Genomic DNA, 15,516 nt, shown 5'->3' with positions numbered 1-15,516 from the left:
CGGCGAAAATGAGAAGAAGGACGGCAGTACTCGCCCTAGGCACGGCCAGCGCGCTGGTCCTGACCGGCTGCTCCACCATGAGCGGCGGTGGGGGCGGCGGAGCGGTCACCCTCAACATGGTCGAGAGCCTGACGAACCCCGCCCGCACGGACCTGCTGAAGGACCTCATAGCGGACTTCGAAAAGCAGAACCCCAAGATCAAGGTCAATCTGATCTCGCCGCCCACCGAGCAGGCCGACCAGAAGATCCAGCAGATGCTCCAGTCCGGCAGCGGCGTCGACACCCTCGAAGTGCGCGACACCACCGTGGGCCCATGGTCGAACAACGGCTGGCTCTACGACATGAAGAAGGGCCTCACCGGCTGGAAGGGCTGGCAGGCCATGACGGAGAACGCCGTCAAGGCTTCCGAGGACGCCGAGGGCAAGACCTACTTCGTCCCGTACGGCTTCTACGGCCTGAGCCTCTTCTACCGCACCGACCTGATCAAGGAGGCCGGCTTCAGCAAGCCGCCGGCCACCTGGGACGAACTGCTGAAGCAGGCCTCCGCCATCCACGACCCGGCCAAGCGCCGGTACGGCTACGCATTCCGCGGCGGAGCCAACGCCAACAGCAACGCCACCGCGGTCATCGAGGCGTACGTCGCCGACAGGATCGACCCCACCAACGGCTTCAAGCTGAAGGACGGCAGCACGATCTTCTCCGCCCCCGAGGCCCTCGACGCCATGGAGACCTACCTCAAGCTCTTCAAGCAGGCATCGCCGAAGTCGTCCGTCTCGTGGGGCTATCCGGAGATGGTCGAGGGCTTCTCCAACGGCTCCACGGCCTTCCTGCTCCAGGATCCCGAAGTGATCGCCACCGTCGCGGAGTCCAAGGCGATCGCGAAGGACCAGTGGGACACCGCCCCGCTGGTGGCAGGACCCAGCGGCAAGACCGTCCAGCCGCTGGCCACCGCCGGGTGGGGCATCGCGGACGGCAGCAAGCACAAGGCCGAGGCGGTCAAGCTGGTCGAGTTCCTGTCCGAGGGCGGGGCGTCGACGACCTTCACCAAGAAGAACAGCCTGGTGCCGATCCTCAAGTCGGCCACCGAGGAGTCGTTCTACAAGACCGGCCCCTGGTCCAGCTACGTCACCATGACGGAGCACCCGGAGAAGTACCTCAGCGTCAGCCAGCCGCGCGGGGTCACCTGGTGGACCGAGTGGCAGCAGATGGCTGACGCCGACGTGCAGAAGATGGTGCTCGGCAAGACGACGCCCAAGGCGCTGCTGGCCGGCTGGAACGCGTACTGGACCAAGAAGTGGGATCAGGAGAAGTAGGCATGCCTGCCGCGTCCACAACGACGAAAACCAACACGGCGGGCCCCTCCCGCAAGGGAGGCGCCCCGCCCACCCGCAACGCCGAACAAGGCCGCCGCAAGCCGGAGTTCACCTCCCGGCGGGGCTTCCTCATCGCCGTCTTCATGGCCCCGGCCGCGATCTTCGTGGCGGTCTTCACGTACTACCCGATGATCGCCGGAAGTCAGATGGCCTTCCGTCACTGGAACCTGTCGGACCTGACCGACACCTCCTGGGTGGGCGTGAAGAACTTCCGCGACGTCTTCGCCGACCCCGCCTGGGACACCGTCCTTGCCAACACCGCCATCTGGGTGTTCGGGTCGATCGTGCCCCAGCTGGTGATCGGCTTCGCCCTCGCCCTGTGGCTGCGCCGCAGGTTCCGCTTCCGCGGCCTCTACCAGGCGCTGGTCTTCTTCCCCTGGGCGATCTCCGGGTTCCTCATCGGCATCCTCTTCCGCTGGCTGTTCAACAGCGAGTTCGGCGTCGTCAACGACCTGCTGCAGAAGGCCGGTCTGATCGACGAGCCGGTCGCCTGGCTGGCCGACCCGCACAAGGCGATGTTCGCCGTGCTCGTCGCCAACGTCTGGTACGGCGTCACCTTCTTCGCGATCATGATCCTGGCCGCGCTGCAGTCCGTCCCCGACGAGTTGTACGAGGCGGCGGCACTCGACGGTGCCGGCAAGGTGCGCACGCTGTTCCAGATCACCATTCCGTACATCCGGGTCACGCTCGCGCTGACCGTGCTGCTGCGGATCATCTGGATCTTCAACTTCCCCGACCTGATCTTCGGAATGACCGGCGGCGGACCTAACAACGAGACGCATATCGTGACCACCTGGATGATCAAGATCACCCAGCAGGGCGACTACGGCAAGGCCTCGGCGCTCGGCCTCATTGTGGTCGCCACGCTGCTGGTGTTCGCGGTCTTCTACCTTCTGGCCACGCGCGAGAAGCGGAACGACAAACGAGAGGTGAAGCCGTGATCGGCAAGGAGTCCACGGCCGGCCGGGCCATCAAGTTCGCCTTCCTGGGGCTGTGGCTGGTCTTCACCGTCTTCCCCCTGTACTGGATCACCATCACCTCGCTCAAGGCGCCCGGCGACATCTTCGCCTACCCGATCGCCTACTGGCCCGAGCACTTCTCGCTGGAGAACTACAGCGGCCTGTTCGGCAAGGCCGACTTCGGCGTCTACCTCACCAACAGCCTCCTCGTCGCCACCGTCGCGGGCGCGATGGCCACGGCGATCTCGATGCTGTCGGCGTACGTACTGGCCCGCTTCGAGTTCCGCACCAAGTCCGCGCTGCTGATGGCCGCCCTGGTCACCCAGATGATTCCGACCTTCATCGCGCTGGGGCCGTTGTACCTGCTGATGACCGACCTCAAACTGGTCGACAACCGGCTCGGGCTCATCCTCGTCTACATCGCCGTGTGCATCCCCTTCTGCACGGTGATGCTCCGCGGCTTCTTCGAGAACATCCCGGACGCGCTGGAGGAGGCCGCCATGATCGACGGCCTGTCCCGGTTCGGGGCGCTGTTCCGGGTGCTGCTGCCGGTGATGCGCCCCGGGGTCGTCGCCGCGTTCATCTTCAACTTCGTCAACTGCTGGAACGAGCTGTTTCTCTCGGTGACGCTGATGAACAGCGACAGGAACAAGACCGTCCCCACGGCCCTGAACGGGTTCATCTCCAGCTTCAACATCGACTGGGGTTCGATGTCTGCGGCGGCGGTCCTCACCATCCTGCCCACGATGGTGCTGTTCGCCTTCGCCAGCCGCCACATCGTCCAGGGGCTCACTTCCGGTGCGGTAAAGGGCTGAGAGAGACGGCAAGTCGTCATGTCCGTGATCGAGGTTTCTTCTCCTGACGCCGTCCACGTGATCACCCCAGGCCCTGCCGCCCCAGTGGGCCGACCGCCTGTTCACCGCCCGTGAGCAGGGCGCCAACGAGCAGCAGCACCAGCAGATCGCGGCCGACGGCCTCGCGCAGATGTATTTCCGCGCCAACAACAGCCGCGCGCACGGGCTGGGCGTGGAGTTCACCGACGTGGAACGGCTCGACATCGAGCTGTAGACCCAGCACAAGCGCCTCGCCCCCGGCGTTGAATGTGGTCGGGTAGCCGGAGACCATTGCTGATCCCCGGTCTCCTCGGAACCGGACGCAGTTTCACCGCCGACGGCAAGCAGTTCTGGGTCGCGAACCGTGGCCGGGACACGGTCACGGTCGTCGACGCCGTGCGCGGGGGAGTCGTCGCCGACCTGCAGGTCGGCGAGGGCCCGTCGAAGGTGGTGATGAGCCCTGACGGCAGGACGGGAGTGTGACTGCCTGGCTCACCGGTTCGGAAACGCTGCCGACAACGGGTTGAGGTAGTCGCGCTACGCCGACTACCTCCACGAGCGTTCGGCGATCTTGCAGGCCGACTTCACCGACCAGGTGCTGGGGCCAGGGGATATTCGCCCGGCATTTTCCCGGGGGTCGCGGCCGTCCGGCTGGGACAGGCAGGGCGCGCACGGATAGCGTGCCGCCGTCAGAGGTGATCGGCGAAGGAGCGGAGAGCGCTCATGCGGGCTGTGGTGTTCGAGCGGTACGGGGAGCCGGCCGAGGTGCGCGAGGTGGCGGACCCGGAGCCCGCGGACCACGGGGTCGTGGTGCGGGTCGAGGCCACGGGGCTGTGCCGCAGCGACTGGCACGGTTGGCAGGGCCACGACCCGGACGTCGCGCTGCCGCACGTGCCGGGGCACGAACTCGCCGGCGTGGTCGAGGCTGCGGGGACCCGGGTGACGCATTGGCGTCCCGGCGACCGCGTGACGGTTCCCTTCGTGTGCGCCTGCGGCACCTGCCCGTCCTGTGCGGCGGGCGAGCAGCAGGTGTGCGAGCGGCAGACCCAGCCCGGCTTCACCCACTGGGGGTCCTTCGCCCAGTATGTGGCGCTGGACCACGCCGACGTGAACCTGATCGCCGTCCCGGACGACCTGTCCTACGCCACCGCCGCCTCCCTCGGCTGCCGGTTCGCCACGGCCTTCCGTGCGGTGGTGCAGCAGGGCCGGGTCGCGGCGGGGGAGTGGGTCGCGGTGCACGGCTGCGGGGGCGTCGGCCTGTCCGCGGTGATGATCGCGGCGGCTTCGGGGGCGCGGGTGGTGGCGGTGGACGTCTCCCCGCACGCCCTGGACCTGGCGCGGAAGTTCGGCGCGACGGAGTGCGTGGACGCGTCCCGCACGCAGCACACGGCGGCGGCGATCCGCGAGCTGACCGGCGGGGGCGCCCATCTCTCCCTCGACGCCCTCGGCTCGCCCGCCACCTGTGCCGCCTCCGTGAACGGGCTGCGCCGCAGGGGCAGGCACGTCCAGGTCGGCCTGCTGCCCTCCCCGACGGGCGCGACCCCGGTTCCCATGGCCCGCGTCATCGCCCTCGAACTCGAACTCCTCGGCAGCCACGGCATGGCCGCCCACGCCTACCCGCCGCTGCTGGAACTGGTGCGTGCGGGAGTCCTCCGCCCCGACCTGCTGGTCACGTCCAGGATCACCCTGGACGCCACCCCGGCCGCGCTGGCGGCGATGGGGACGGCACCGGGCGCGGGCGTCACGGTCATCGCGCCGTGGAGCTGACAGTCCCCGCACGTCCGTGGAGCTGACAGCCCCCCACGAGGGTGGGGCAGAGGACCTGTGCCCCACCCTCGTGCGGAGCACAGGTCCCTCCCGGAAGAGGTCAGGCCTCTCTCCGGCCGCGGTTGCCCGGGCGGGAGGCCACCCACGCGCGGACCGTGTCCGCGTACCAGTAGGGCTTGCCGCCCTCGACATGGTCGGGCGGGGGCAGCAGACCGTGCTTGCGGTAGGACCGCACGGTGTCCGGCTGCACCCGGATGTGCGCCGCGATCTCCTTGTAGGACCAAAGCCTTCGGTCGGTCATGAGTGCACCTCCCTGCGTGTGCCGCGGCGGCGGCCGGGGGCGGCCGTCGGGGGTACCGGGCACTGCGCTGGCGATCACAAAGCCTGCGCTCGGTGAACGACGCCGTGCGGAGCCAGGGAAGGGCCCGTGCGCGGGTGTGACGCAAGACCTGCATAGTCGCGACATGCGTGACACGAAGGGGGCATTTGTGACACGAATGCCACAAAGGCATACGCCGATTCAGGGGCGTGGCGCGTTGACACCGGCTGCGCGATGCGCAAGACAGCCCGGACCTGTTGAGCCGGGCCGCTATCCGCCCCGGCGTCCCTGGCCGACCCCGCGCCCCCGACAGACGCCCGGGGAGCTACGCCTCACCCCGGGGAGCTACGCCTCACCCCCGGAGGGCTACGCCTCACCCCCGGAGGGCTACGCCCCGCAGGACCGGAGAAACGCCCGGGTCCGCTGTGCGATCGGCAGCGGCCGGTCCGGGTCGCACGGGTACATGTCCTGCTCGACGATCGCGAACAGATCGACGTCCAGCTTCCCCGCGGCCTCCAGCACGGGCCCGAGCGCGGGCACGCCCGACGGCGGTTCGCACATCACGCCGCGCGCGACGGCCGGCCCGAACGGCACCTGGTTCGCCCGTACGTCCGCCAGGATCTCCGGGTCCACCTGCTTGAGGTGCAGATACCCGATCCGTTCCCCGTACGTCTCGATCAGCTTGACGCTGTCGCCGCCGCAGTACGCGTAGTGCCCGGTGTCCAGGCACAGCGACACCAGGCCGGAGTCCGTCCCGTCGAGGAAGCGGACGACGTTCTCCTCGCTGTCGATGTGGGTGTCGGCGTGCGGGTGGACGACGATCTGGAGGCCGTACCGCTCCCGCACCTCCTTGCCCAGTCGCTCGGTCAGCGAGGTGAGATTGCGCCACTGCTCGGGCGTGAGGGTGTCCGGCTCCAGCACCTCGCCGGTCTTGTCGTCCCGCCAGAAGGACGGGATGACCACGAGATGGGACGCGCCCATCGCCTGGGCCAGCACCGCGTTGTCCGCGACGTGCGCCCAGGTCTTCTCCCAGACGGCCTCGCCGTGGTGCAGGCCCGTGAACACCGTGCCCGCGGACACCTTCAGGCCACGCCTGGCGGTCTCCTCGGTGAGGACGGCCGGGTCGGTCGGCAGATACCCGTACGGGCCCAGCTCGATCCACTCGTAGCCGGAGGACGCGACCTCGTCGAGGAAGCGCTGCCAGGGGACCTGCTGGGGATCGTCCGGGAACCAGACGCCCCAGGAGTCGGGCGCCGATCCGACGCGGATGCGGGAGACACCGGAAGATGGGGACTGAGGTGGCAACGACGTCATGACAGTCAGCTTCCGGGCGCCTGGTAAGCGCTGTCAAGGGCTGGTCCGAATGTCTGGACAAAGTATTGACAGGGCGGCGTGCGCCGGGCTAAAAACCTGAGAGAGCCGATACGAGCCGACGCGGCCGGAGCCGACGGGGCCATGAGCCGACGCGGCCAGGAGCCGTCACGTCGCACGAAGGGAACTCGATGGCGTACGACCTGATCACCATGGGGCGGATCGGAGTGGACCTCTATCCGTTGCAGACGGGCGTCCCGTTGCCGCAGGTGGAGACCTTCGGCAAGTTCCTCGGCGGTTCGGCGACGAACGTCGCGGTGGCCGCGGCCCGCCTGGGACGGCACGCCGCGGTGATCACGCGTACCGGCGACGACCCGTTCGGCACCTACCTGCACGAGGAGCTGCGGGGCTTCGGCGTCGACGACCGCTGGGTCACCCCGGTCGCGGGCCTGCCCACGCCGGTCACCTTCTGCGAGGTCTTCCCGCCGGACGACTTCCCGCTCTACTTCTACCGCCGCCCCAAGGCACCCGACCTGGAGATCAGCGCCCAGGAGCTCGACCTGGACGCCATCCGTGAGGCCCGGATCTTCTGGGTCACCGGCACCGGTCTGAGCGAGGAGCCCAGCCGTACGGCGACCCTGGCGGCCCTCGCCCACCGCGCCAAGGCCGGCCTGACCGTCTTCGACCTGGACTGGCGTCCGATGTTCTGGTCCGACCCGGACGCGGCCCGCCCCTTCTACCGAGAAGCCCTGAAGCACACCACCGTCGCCGTCGGGAACCTCGACGAGGTGGAGGTGGCGACCGGAGTGCGCGAGCCGCACGCCGCCGCCCGCGCGCTGCTGGACGCCGGTGTCGAACTCGCCGTCGTCAAGCAGGGACCGAAGGGCGTCCTCGCTGTCAACAACAAGGGCGAGTCGGCCGAGGTGCCCCCGCTCCCGGTGACCGTCCTCAACGGACTCGGCGCCGGTGACGCCTTCGGCGGCGCCCTCTGCCACGGTCTGCTCGAAGGCTGGGACCTGGAGAAGATCATGCGGCACGCGAACGCGGCCGGCGCCATCGTCGCCTCCCGACTGGAGTGCTCGTCAGCGATGCCCACCCCGGACGAGATCGAGACCGCGATCGCGGCGGGAGCCGTCAAGTGACCATCGACATCACGGACCTCGTCCGCACCCGCACCCTCCACCCGGAGGCCGTGGCCGAGGCCGCCGCCCGGCGTACCCGCCGGCCCCTGATCGACGCGAGCGGCCGTCTGATGATCGTCGCCGCCGACCACCCGGCACGCGGCGCCCTCGGTGTCGGTGACCGCAAGTTCGCCATGGCCAACCGCGTCGACCTGCTCGAACGCCTCTGCCTGGCGCTGAGCCGCCCCGGCGTGGACGGCGTCCTCGCCACCGCCGACATCCTGGACGACCTGCTGCTGCTCGGCGCCCTCGACGGCAAGGTCGTCCTGGGGTCGATGAACCGCGGCGGCCTCCAGGGCGCCAGCTTCGAACTCGACGACCGCTTCACCGGCCACCGCCCCGAGGACATCGAGCGCCTCGGCTTCGACGCGGGCAAGCTGCTGCTGCGGATCGACTACCATGACCCGGGCTCCCTCACCACGCTGGAGTCCACGGCCCGCGCCATCGACGACATGGCCGCACGCCGGCTCCCGGTCTTCGTGGAGCCGTTCATCAGCCGCCGCGACGACGAGGGCAGGCTCGGCAACGACCTGTCGGCCGAGGCCGTCACCAAGTCCATCGCCATCGCCTCCGGCCTCGGCGGCACCTCGGCCTACACCTGGCTGAAGGTCCCGGTCACCGAGAACCCCGACGACATGGCCGAAGTGATGGCGGCCTCCACGCTGCCCGCCGTGCTCCTGGGCGGCGAGGTCGGTGGCACCGCCGAGGATCAAGCCCGCGCGTACGAGAAGTGGCGCGGCGCCCTGCAACTGCCCACCGTGCGCGGCCTGGTGGTCGGCCGTTCACTGCTGTACCCGGCGGACGGCGATGTGGCCGCCGCCGTGGACACCGCCGTCGGACTGCTGTGAGGGCCGCATGACCAGCAACGAGCTGTACGTCGCCAAGGGGACGACCGCGGACGGGAACCACGTCCTCGACATCGACCCCAAGCGGGCCGGCTGGACCCACAGCAGTCTGCGGATCGTCGAGCTGGAGCCGGGCGGTGCGTACACCTTCACCGCCGGGGACAGTGAATGGATCGTCCTCCCGCTGCAAGGTGGATGTGTCGTACAAACAGATGGCGAAGAGTTCCCACTCTCGGGCCGGGAAAGCGTGTTCGCGTCAGTCTCCGACTTCGCGTACGTACCCCGTGAAGCCCGGGCACAGATCACCTCCGGCGCGGGTGGCCGCTTCGCTTTGGCAGGAGCGAAGTGCGAGCGACAACTCCCCGCCCGCTACGGCCCCGCGCCGGAGGTCCCCGTGGAGCAGCGCGGCAGCGGGAACCGCGCGCGCCACGTCCGCAACTTCGCCTCCGCCGACGCCTTCGACTGCGACAAGCTGATCGCCGTCGAGGTGATCACGCCCGGCGGCAACTGGTCCTCGTACCCGCCGCACAAGCACGACGAGCACCGGCCGGGCGAGGAGGCGGAGCTGGAGGAGATCTACTACTTCGAGATCGACGGCCCGAACGGTTTCGGCTATCAGCGCGTATCCCCTTCACGCGTGGGCGGAGCAGACGTCCTCGCGGAGGTCCGCTCCGGCGACGCCGTCCTCGTACCCGACGGATGGCACGGCCCGTCGATCGCTCAGCCCGGCCACGACATGTACTACCTGAACGTCATGGCGGGCCCGGGCGAGACGCGGGAGTGGCGGATCTGCTTCCACCCCGATCACACGGAGGGTTACCGATGACCTCGACGACGAGGCTGACGGTCGCGCAGGCGCTGGTGCGTTTCCTCGCCGCCCAGTACACGGAACGCGACGGCGTACGGCAGCGGCTGATCGGCGCGACCTGGGGCATCTTCGGCCACGGGAACGTCGCCGGCCTCGGCCAGGCGCTCGTGGAGTACGCCGACGACATGCCGTACCACCAGGGCCGCAACGAGCAGTCCATGGTGCACGCGGCCGTCGGTTACGCCCGCCAGTCGAACCGCCTGTCCACACACGCGGTGACGACCTCCATCGGCCCCGGCGCGACGAACCTCGTCACCGGTGCCGCCCTCGCGACCGTCAACCACCTCCCGGTCCTGCTTCTCCCGGGTGACACCTTCGCCACCCGGGTCGCCGACCCGGTCCTCCAGCAGCTCGAACTCCCGTACGCGGGCGATGTGTCGGTCAACGACTGCCTGCGCCCGGTGTCGAGGTACTTCGACCGCGTCACCCGCCCCGAGGCGCTGATCCCGGCCGCCCTCCAGGCGATGCGCGTGCTCACCGACCCCGTGGAGACGGGCGCGGTCACCCTCGCCCTCCCGCAGGACGTGCAGGCCGAGGCGTACGACTGGCCGGACGAGTTCTTCGCCGAGCGCACCTGGGCGGTCCGCCGTCCGGGTGCCGACCCGGCTGAACTCGCCGAGGCCGTACGGGTGATCAGGGCCGCGGACAAGCCCCTCCTCATCGCGGGCGGCGGCGTCCACCACAGCCGCGCCGAGGAGGCCCTCGACGAGTTCGCGCGGGCCACCGGCATCCCGGTCGCCTCCACCCAGGCCGGCAAGGGCTCCCTGCGCCACGACCACCCGCAGGACGTCGGCGGTGTCGGCCACACCGGCACGGCCACCGCCGACGAACTCGCCCGCCAGGCCGACCTGGTGATCGGTGTCGGCACCCGCTACACCGACTTCACCACCGCCTCGAACACCCTGTTCACCGGCGACGGCGTCCGCTTCCTCAACCTCAACATCGCCCCGTTCGACGGCCACAAGCTCGCCGGCCTGCCGCTGGTCGCGGACGCCCGCAGCGGCCTCCAGGAGCTGACCGAGGCCCTCCAGATGCACGGGCACCGGGTCACGGACACGTACGCCGGCGAGTACACCCTCGACAAGGAACGCTGGGAACAGCGCGTCGACGCCTGCTACGAGGCCGAGGAACCCGACGTACGCCCGACGCAGTCGCAGGTCCTCGGCGCCCTCGACGCCCTCGTCGACGAGTCGGACGTGATCATCAACGCGGCCGGCTCCCTCCCCGGCGACCTGCACAAGCTGTGGCGGGCGCGCTCCCGGGACCAGTACCACGTGGAGTACGGCTACTCCTGCATGGGCTACGAGATCCCGGCCGCGATCGGCGTGAAGCTGGCCGCTCCCGAGCGCAACGTCTGGGCGCTGGTCGGTGACGGCACGTACCTGATGATGCCGACAGAGATCGTGACGGCCGTGCAGGAGGGGATCGCGATCAAGATCCTGCTCGTGCAGAACCACGGCTACGCCTCCATCGGCGGCCTGTCCGAGTCGGTCGGCGGCGAGCGCTTCGGCACCGCCTACCGCTACCCGGCCGAGGACGGTACGTACACGGGGGCGCCCCTCCCGGTGGACCTGGCCGCCAACGTGGCGAGCCTCGGCATGCGGGTGCTGCGCGCGAAGACCGTACGCGACCTGCGCGCCGCCCTGGCCCAGGCGCGGGCCGCGGACACTCCCACCTGTGTCTATGTGGAGACCGACATCGCGGACACAGTGTCGGCGGGTCCGCCTCCCGCGCAGGCCTGGTGGGATGTACCTGTGGCCGAGACCGCGACGCGACCGTCCGCGGTGAAGGCCCGTGAGCTGTACGAACGGCACGTCTCCACCCGACGCCGCCATCTGTGAAGGAGCACTCGGTCATGACGAAGATCGTCAACCACTGGATCGGCGGCAAGTCCGTCGAAGGTGCGTCGGGCACGTACGGGCCGGTCACCGACCCCGCGACCGGCGCGGTCACCACGAAGGTCCCGTTCGCCACCGTCGACGAGGTCGACGCGGCGGTCGCCGCCGCCAAGGACGCGTACGCCACCTGGGGACAGTCCTCACTGGCCAAGCGCACGGAGATCCTCTTCCGCTTCCGCGCGCTGCTCGACGCCAACCGGGACGCCATCGCCGAGCTGATCACCGCCGAGCACGGCAAGGTGCACAGCGACGCCCTCGGCGAGGTCGCCCGCGGCCTGGAGATCGTCGACCTGGCCTGCGGTATCAGCGTGCAGCTGAAGGGCGAGCTGTCGACGCAGGTCGCCACCCGGGTGGACGTCTCGTCCCTCCGCCAGCCGCTGGGCGTGGTCGCCGGCATCACGCCGTTCAACTTCCCGGCGATGGTCCCGATGTGGATGTTCCCGATGGCCATCGCGTGCGGCAACACGTTCGTGCTGAAGCCGTCCGAGAAGGACCCGTCGGCCTCTCTGAAGATCGCCGAACTGTTCGCCGAGGCGGGTCTGCCGGACGGTGTCTTCAACGTCGTCCACGGCGACAAGGTGGCCGTCGACCGACTCCTGGAGCACCCGGACGTCAAGGCCGTCTCCTTCGTCGGCTCGACTCCGATCGCCCGCTACATCCACGCCACGGCCTCCGCGCACCACAAGCGCGTCCAGGCCCTGGGCGGCGCCAAGAACCACATGCTGGTCCTCCCGGACGCCGACCTGGACGCGGCGGCGGACGCGGCCGTCTCGGCGGCCTACGGCTCGGCGGGCGAGCGCTGCATGGCGATCTCGGCCGTGGTCGCGGTCGGCGCGATCGGCGACGAGCTGGTGGAGAAGATCCGCGAGCGCGCCGAGAAGATCAAGATCGGCCCCGGCAACGACCCGGCCTCCGAGATGGGCCCGCTGATCACGAAGGTCCACCGCGACAAGGTGGCGTCGTACGTCGCGGGCGCGGCGGCCGAGGGCTCCGAGGTCGTCCTCGACGGCACCGGTCACACGGTGGACGGCTTCGAGGACGGCCACTGGATCGGCATCTCGCTCCTCGACAAGGTGCCCACGTCGGCGAAGGCCTACCAGGACGAGATCTTCGGCCCGGTGCTGTGCGTGCTGCGCGTCGACACGTACGACGAGGGTGTCGCCCTCATCAACCGCTCGCCCTACGGCAACGGCACCGCGATCTTCACCCGGGACGGCGGTGCCGCTCGCCGCTTCCAGATGGAGATCGAGGCCGGCATGGTCGGCGTGAACGTCCCGATCCCGGTCCCCGTCGGCTACCACAGCTTCGGTGGCTGGAAGGACTCGCTCTTCGGCGACCACCACATCTACGGCAACGACGGCACGCACTTCTACACCCGCGGCAAGGTCGTCACCACCCGCTGGCCCGACCCGGCCGACGCCCCCTCGGGCGTGGACCTGGGCTTCCCGCGCAACCACTGATCGCGGCGCGGGCCTTCGGCTGGGGGCGTCTCGCCTACGGGGCGGGGTTCCGCGTACGGGGCGGGGTCCCGTGTACGGGCAAGGGTTCCGCCTACGGGGCAGGTGTCCCCCCCCGTACGGGCGGGCGTCCCGCGTACGGGGCGGGTGCCCCGCCTACGGAGTGGGCCTGTCGGCGGGGCGGCCACCGCTCCCGGCGCGGGCGCGCGGGGTGGCCGGTCCGCACGTCGGACACAGCCGCCGCGCGCCGGCCTGCATCGACAGAGTGCCCAGCGCCTGCTGAAGTGCCAGTTCCACGGCGGCCGGGACGAACAGCGTGCCGCTGCCGTCGGGCGGGACCAGCCAGCGCAGGCGCCCCGCGGCCCGGTGCGGCGCGGGAGCCGCGATCCACGCGTCCTGGCCCAGATAGCGAATGTCCGAGCCGATCCAGCGGCACTTGGGATCCGGTGGCAGGAAGAAGCCCACCCGGCGGGCGGCGGCGTCGACGAGCACGGGACCGGGCGGCGGCGCAACGCACAGCAGGGTGTCGAGGGCCAGCAGGCCCAGCTCCTCCGACATGCTCAGCACATCCCAGAACCGTCCGCAGGCCAGCACCGCGATCCCCGACTCTCCTCGCCACTGCCGCTTGCAGTCGCGCGGGTTGGTCGCCGCGGCGGCCAGCCATTCCGTGGCCTGCTTCGGGGCTCTCTGCATCATGTTCCTCCGGGATCCGGTCGGCCCGCTCGGGCGACGTACTTCTCCCTCGCCGCCAGGGTGGTGGCCCCGGCACGCTCATGATCGTGGGCGTTTCCCTTTCGCGGAAGGGGTGGCGAACCATGGCGAATGCCTCCAGAATGTTCGCTCCTGGAAAGGGTGTTCCCCTGATGTCGGAGAGTCCCCCGAGCCTTGCCCATGGCCCGGTCCGCCCGCCAGGCGCCCGGCGAGTGCCCGGGTCAATTGCGTGGTGCGGTATTCACCTCCCCGCCCGCCCGGCTGACGCGCTGCCTCCTTGAGGAGCCCCGTCCTTTGCCTACGCGATGGCCGAGCGGCGACCTCAAGGTGCCCGGCTCAGCAGGCGGAAACCGTCACGGCCGACGCTTTCGGCGGACCGGCATGCACAAAAACGGCGTCCCGCAAAGGAGACGCCGTCATGATCGATCCGGTATTCCGAGCCTCGAATTCGAACTCCCTGCCCGCCGTCTGACCTGCGCCCGCACACTCGACGCGATCAAGGCCCGCACCCGCCCGAACCTCCCGCTCGTGCGGCGCGTCGAATCACCAGGAGTTCGCCTGACTTCGCCTGAGTTCTTCGGTGGTCGTCTGCGTTCGCCCGAGTTCGCAGAACCCTCAACCGAATTCACCGACACGTCTGTTGATCAGAATGCGCGAGCTGACGGTGCGTCTTCACCGGCCGCACCCGCTTATTCGGGCGGCGGCGAGGCGTCGCGATGCCGCCGGGCGGCCTTGCGGGGCGGACGGGTCAGCGTGATCTGGCGCACCAGCTGCTGGAAGCAGGTCAGCGCGGCGATCGCCGGGAGTGCCGCGGCGGCGATGTCGGGAATGGTCTTCGGTGACTGGATGACGCTCAGTGCCATGGCCACGGCCGAGAAGAACATGACGATGCACCACGAGTGTGCGGCGCGGCGGCGGTGCAGAGCGGCTCGCAGGATCGAGAGGGAGGAGACCATCCACGGCCCGTAGACCAGCAGCGGCCACCAGCGGGCCGCAAGGGAGTGGGCGGGGACCGCGGTCGCCACCTGACGCAACGGGTCGTAGGCGACGATGCCGCTGAACACACTGACCATGGCCACGATGACGCTGGCCATCGAGGCGACCATGAAGCTGACCGTCTGCATCCTCGACAGCAGCATTTTGGGCGTGCGGACCCGCCGGTGCGCCGGGGGACGCGGGCGCCTGACCGAGCCCTCGGGGGTGAACACGGGTTCCTGCTCCGGCGGGAAGCCGTCCTCGTACAGAGGGCCCTCGGTCAACTGGTTCTCGGCGGTCTGGGCCTGCAGGAGGTAAGCCAGCTCCTCGGCGGGGTCCCAGTTCGCCGTGACGTGCAGTTTGTCCGGGGACCACGCCTCCCTGCCGGACACGGTACGGGCGGCGTGACGGGTCGAGTTCACCCACGCGTCGTACAGGTTCTCGCCGACGTGGCCGTTGCGGGAGGAAAAGAAAGACTGCGTCTCATGCATGGCTGTGCCGCCGGGAGCGCGTATCGGGGACGGCGGCGAACCCGGTGGTGCCCGACAGGCGGGTGAAGTCGCCCTGGATCCGGGTCATCGCCAACAGGAAGTCGTTCAGCAACGCCGAGGTGTACCTGAGCTCCACCCGCTCCATGCCGCGCTGGAGGACCGCGGCCGCCTCCGGGGCGGAGGTCACCGGGGCCGGCCTGAATGTCCACTCCCCGAGCTGTGAGGCGGGGGTCTTGACACCGTGTGAATACCCGCCCGCGGTTGCCGTGGGGAGTTGCGCTCTTGTCATACACCCCACAACGAATTCATTTGTGACCCAGGTGTGAGGCATCCGAGTGAAAAACAGTGCGCTCGGGCTAATTCGTCACATCGGCGCTTGAATTCTGTTTTGATCGTGCGATTTTCGGTGGTTGCGGTATGACCATGCGCTGATGAGTTGGGATTCCACCAGACAATAGGAATGGTCAGTGGCTCAGTGACATCGGGCGCCCGGGACGACCGCGGGCCACGTCGGTACAGGGAGGGGCC

16 protein-coding genes are annotated in these 15,516 nt (G+C 69.5%); 10 read left to right on the top strand and 6 right to left on the bottom strand.

Annotated elements, in window-relative coordinates; all coding sequences use genetic code 11:
- Positions 1-8: 8 nt before the first annotated feature.
- Genes M2271_RS06695 through M2271_RS06685 form a run of 3 tightly spaced genes read left to right on the top strand, consistent with a single transcriptional unit; the run spans position 9 to position 3,147 of the window.
- Positions 9-1,313, top strand: coding sequence for a sugar ABC transporter substrate-binding protein (locus tag M2271_RS06695; protein WP_280886164.1), 1,305 nt, complete (start codon positions 9-11; stop codon positions 1,311-1,313).
- Positions 1,314-1,315: 2 nt separating this feature from the next.
- On the top strand, positions 1,316-2,314 hold the full coding sequence (locus tag M2271_RS06690; protein WP_280886163.1) for a sugar ABC transporter permease: 999 nt from the start codon (positions 1,316-1,318) through the stop codon (positions 2,312-2,314).
- On the top strand, positions 2,311-3,147 hold the full coding sequence (locus M2271_RS06685; RefSeq protein WP_280886162.1) for a carbohydrate ABC transporter permease: 837 nt from the start codon (positions 2,311-2,313) through the stop codon (positions 3,145-3,147). The genes M2271_RS06690 and M2271_RS06685 overlap by 4 nt, the downstream gene beginning before the upstream one ends.
- Before the next feature lie 61 nt (positions 3,148-3,208).
- Here the strand turns inward: M2271_RS06685 and M2271_RS06680 are convergent, their stop codons facing one another.
- The gene (locus M2271_RS06680; RefSeq protein ID WP_280886161.1) at positions 3,209-3,457 is read right to left on the bottom strand and encodes a hypothetical protein; all 249 of its coding nucleotides are present in this window, start codon (positions 3,455-3,457) and stop codon (positions 3,209-3,211) included.
- Between M2271_RS06680 and M2271_RS06675 the strand changes: the two genes are divergently transcribed.
- On the top strand, positions 3,457-3,648 hold the full coding sequence (locus M2271_RS06675) for a hypothetical protein (RefSeq protein ID WP_280886160.1): 192 nt from the start codon (positions 3,457-3,459) through the stop codon (positions 3,646-3,648). The two genes, M2271_RS06680 and M2271_RS06675, sit on opposite strands and share 1 nt — an antisense overlap.
- Positions 3,649-3,888: 240 nt before the next feature.
- Positions 3,889-4,932 (top strand): zinc-dependent alcohol dehydrogenase family protein, encoded by a 1,044-nt coding sequence (locus M2271_RS06670; protein WP_280886159.1) that lies wholly within the window; start codon positions 3,889-3,891, stop codon positions 4,930-4,932.
- 100 nt (positions 4,933-5,032) lie between these two features.
- Here the strand turns inward: M2271_RS06670 and M2271_RS06665 are convergent, their stop codons facing one another.
- Positions 5,033-5,233, bottom strand: coding sequence for a MerR family transcriptional regulator (locus M2271_RS06665; protein WP_280886158.1), 201 nt, complete (start codon positions 5,231-5,233; stop codon positions 5,033-5,035).
- A gap of 405 nt (positions 5,234-5,638) precedes the next feature.
- Positions 5,639-6,565 carry a sugar phosphate isomerase/epimerase gene (locus M2271_RS06660; protein ID WP_280886157.1) on the bottom strand — a complete coding sequence of 309 codons (927 nt, stop codon included), beginning with the start codon at positions 6,563-6,565 and terminating at the stop codon, positions 5,639-5,641.
- Positions 6,566-6,753: 188 nt separating this feature from the next.
- On the opposite strand from M2271_RS06660, the gene iolC reads away from it, so the two are divergent.
- From iolC to mmsA, 5 genes are read left to right on the top strand one after another with little or no spacing between them, the layout of a single operon-like run.
- Entirely contained in the window at positions 6,754-7,704 is a 951-nt protein-coding gene (gene iolC / locus M2271_RS06655; protein WP_280886156.1) for a 5-dehydro-2-deoxygluconokinase, read from the top strand.
- Positions 7,701-8,591: a deoxyribose-phosphate aldolase gene (locus tag M2271_RS06650; protein ID WP_280886155.1), complete on the top strand. Its 891-nt coding sequence runs from the start codon at positions 7,701-7,703 to the stop codon at positions 8,589-8,591. Before iolC ends, M2271_RS06650 begins: the two co-directional genes overlap by 4 nt.
- Positions 8,592-8,598: 7 nt before the next feature.
- Positions 8,599-9,414, top strand: coding sequence for a 5-deoxy-glucuronate isomerase (iolB, locus tag M2271_RS06645; RefSeq protein ID WP_280886154.1), 816 nt, complete (start codon positions 8,599-8,601; stop codon positions 9,412-9,414).
- Positions 9,411-11,297 (top strand): 3D-(3,5/4)-trihydroxycyclohexane-1,2-dione acylhydrolase (decyclizing), encoded by a 1,887-nt coding sequence (iolD, locus tag M2271_RS06640; RefSeq protein WP_280886153.1) that lies wholly within the window; start codon positions 9,411-9,413, stop codon positions 11,295-11,297. Before iolB ends, iolD begins: the two co-directional genes overlap by 4 nt.
- A gap of 14 nt (positions 11,298-11,311) precedes the next feature.
- Entirely contained in the window at positions 11,312-12,814 is a 1,503-nt protein-coding gene (gene mmsA / locus M2271_RS06635; protein ID WP_280886152.1) for a CoA-acylating methylmalonate-semialdehyde dehydrogenase, read from the top strand.
- A 153-nt stretch (positions 12,815-12,967) separates the two neighbouring features.
- Here the strand turns inward: mmsA and M2271_RS06630 are convergent, their stop codons facing one another.
- From M2271_RS06630 to M2271_RS06620, 3 genes are all read right to left on the bottom strand, one after another.
- Entirely contained in the window at positions 12,968-13,507 is a 540-nt protein-coding gene (locus M2271_RS06630) for a hypothetical protein (protein WP_348539149.1), read from the bottom strand.
- A 704-nt stretch (positions 13,508-14,211) separates the two neighbouring features.
- Complete coding sequence (locus tag M2271_RS06625; RefSeq protein WP_280886151.1) at positions 14,212-14,988, bottom strand: DUF2637 domain-containing protein; 777 nt, start codon at positions 14,986-14,988, stop codon at positions 14,212-14,214.
- The gene (locus M2271_RS06620) at positions 14,981-15,175 is read right to left on the bottom strand and encodes a hypothetical protein (RefSeq protein WP_280886150.1); all 195 of its coding nucleotides are present in this window, start codon (positions 15,173-15,175) and stop codon (positions 14,981-14,983) included. Before M2271_RS06620 ends, M2271_RS06625 begins: the two co-directional genes overlap by 8 nt.
- Between the last annotated feature and the right edge of the window lie 341 nt (positions 15,176-15,516).

Source organism: Streptomyces sp. LBL, assembly GCF_029893585.1.
Taxonomy (GTDB): Bacteria; Actinomycetota; Actinomycetes; order Streptomycetales; family Streptomycetaceae; genus Streptomyces.
This window is presented reverse-complemented; position numbering and strand designations above follow the sequence as displayed.

Coding starts and splice junctions, on each gene's coding strand:
- M2271_RS06625 (WP_280886151.1), bottom strand. CDS start 14,988: ATGCATGAGACGCAGTCTTTCTTTTCCTCCCGCAACGGCCACGTCGGC.
- iolD (WP_280886153.1), top strand. CDS start 9,411: ATGACCTCGACGACGAGGCTGACGGTCGCGCAGGCGCTGGTGCGTTTC.
- M2271_RS06690 (WP_280886163.1), top strand. CDS start 1,316: ATGCCTGCCGCGTCCACAACGACGAAAACCAACACGGCGGGCCCCTCC.
- M2271_RS06630 (WP_348539149.1), bottom strand. CDS start 13,507: ATGATGCAGAGAGCCCCGAAGCAGGCCACGGAATGGCTGGCCGCCGCG.
- M2271_RS06670 (WP_280886159.1), top strand. CDS start 3,889: ATGCGGGCTGTGGTGTTCGAGCGGTACGGGGAGCCGGCCGAGGTGCGC.
- iolB (WP_280886154.1), top strand. CDS start 8,599: ATGACCAGCAACGAGCTGTACGTCGCCAAGGGGACGACCGCGGACGGG.
- mmsA (WP_280886152.1), top strand. CDS start 11,312: ATGACGAAGATCGTCAACCACTGGATCGGCGGCAAGTCCGTCGAAGGT.
- M2271_RS06680 (WP_280886161.1), bottom strand. CDS start 3,457: ATGGTCTCCGGCTACCCGACCACATTCAACGCCGGGGGCGAGGCGCTT.
- M2271_RS06665 (WP_280886158.1), bottom strand. CDS start 5,233: ATGACCGACCGAAGGCTTTGGTCCTACAAGGAGATCGCGGCGCACATC.
- M2271_RS06660 (WP_280886157.1), bottom strand. CDS start 6,565: ATGACGTCGTTGCCACCTCAGTCCCCATCTTCCGGTGTCTCCCGCATC.
- iolC (WP_280886156.1), top strand. CDS start 6,754: ATGGCGTACGACCTGATCACCATGGGGCGGATCGGAGTGGACCTCTAT.
- M2271_RS06695 (WP_280886164.1), top strand. CDS start 9: ATGAGAAGAAGGACGGCAGTACTCGCCCTAGGCACGGCCAGCGCGCTG.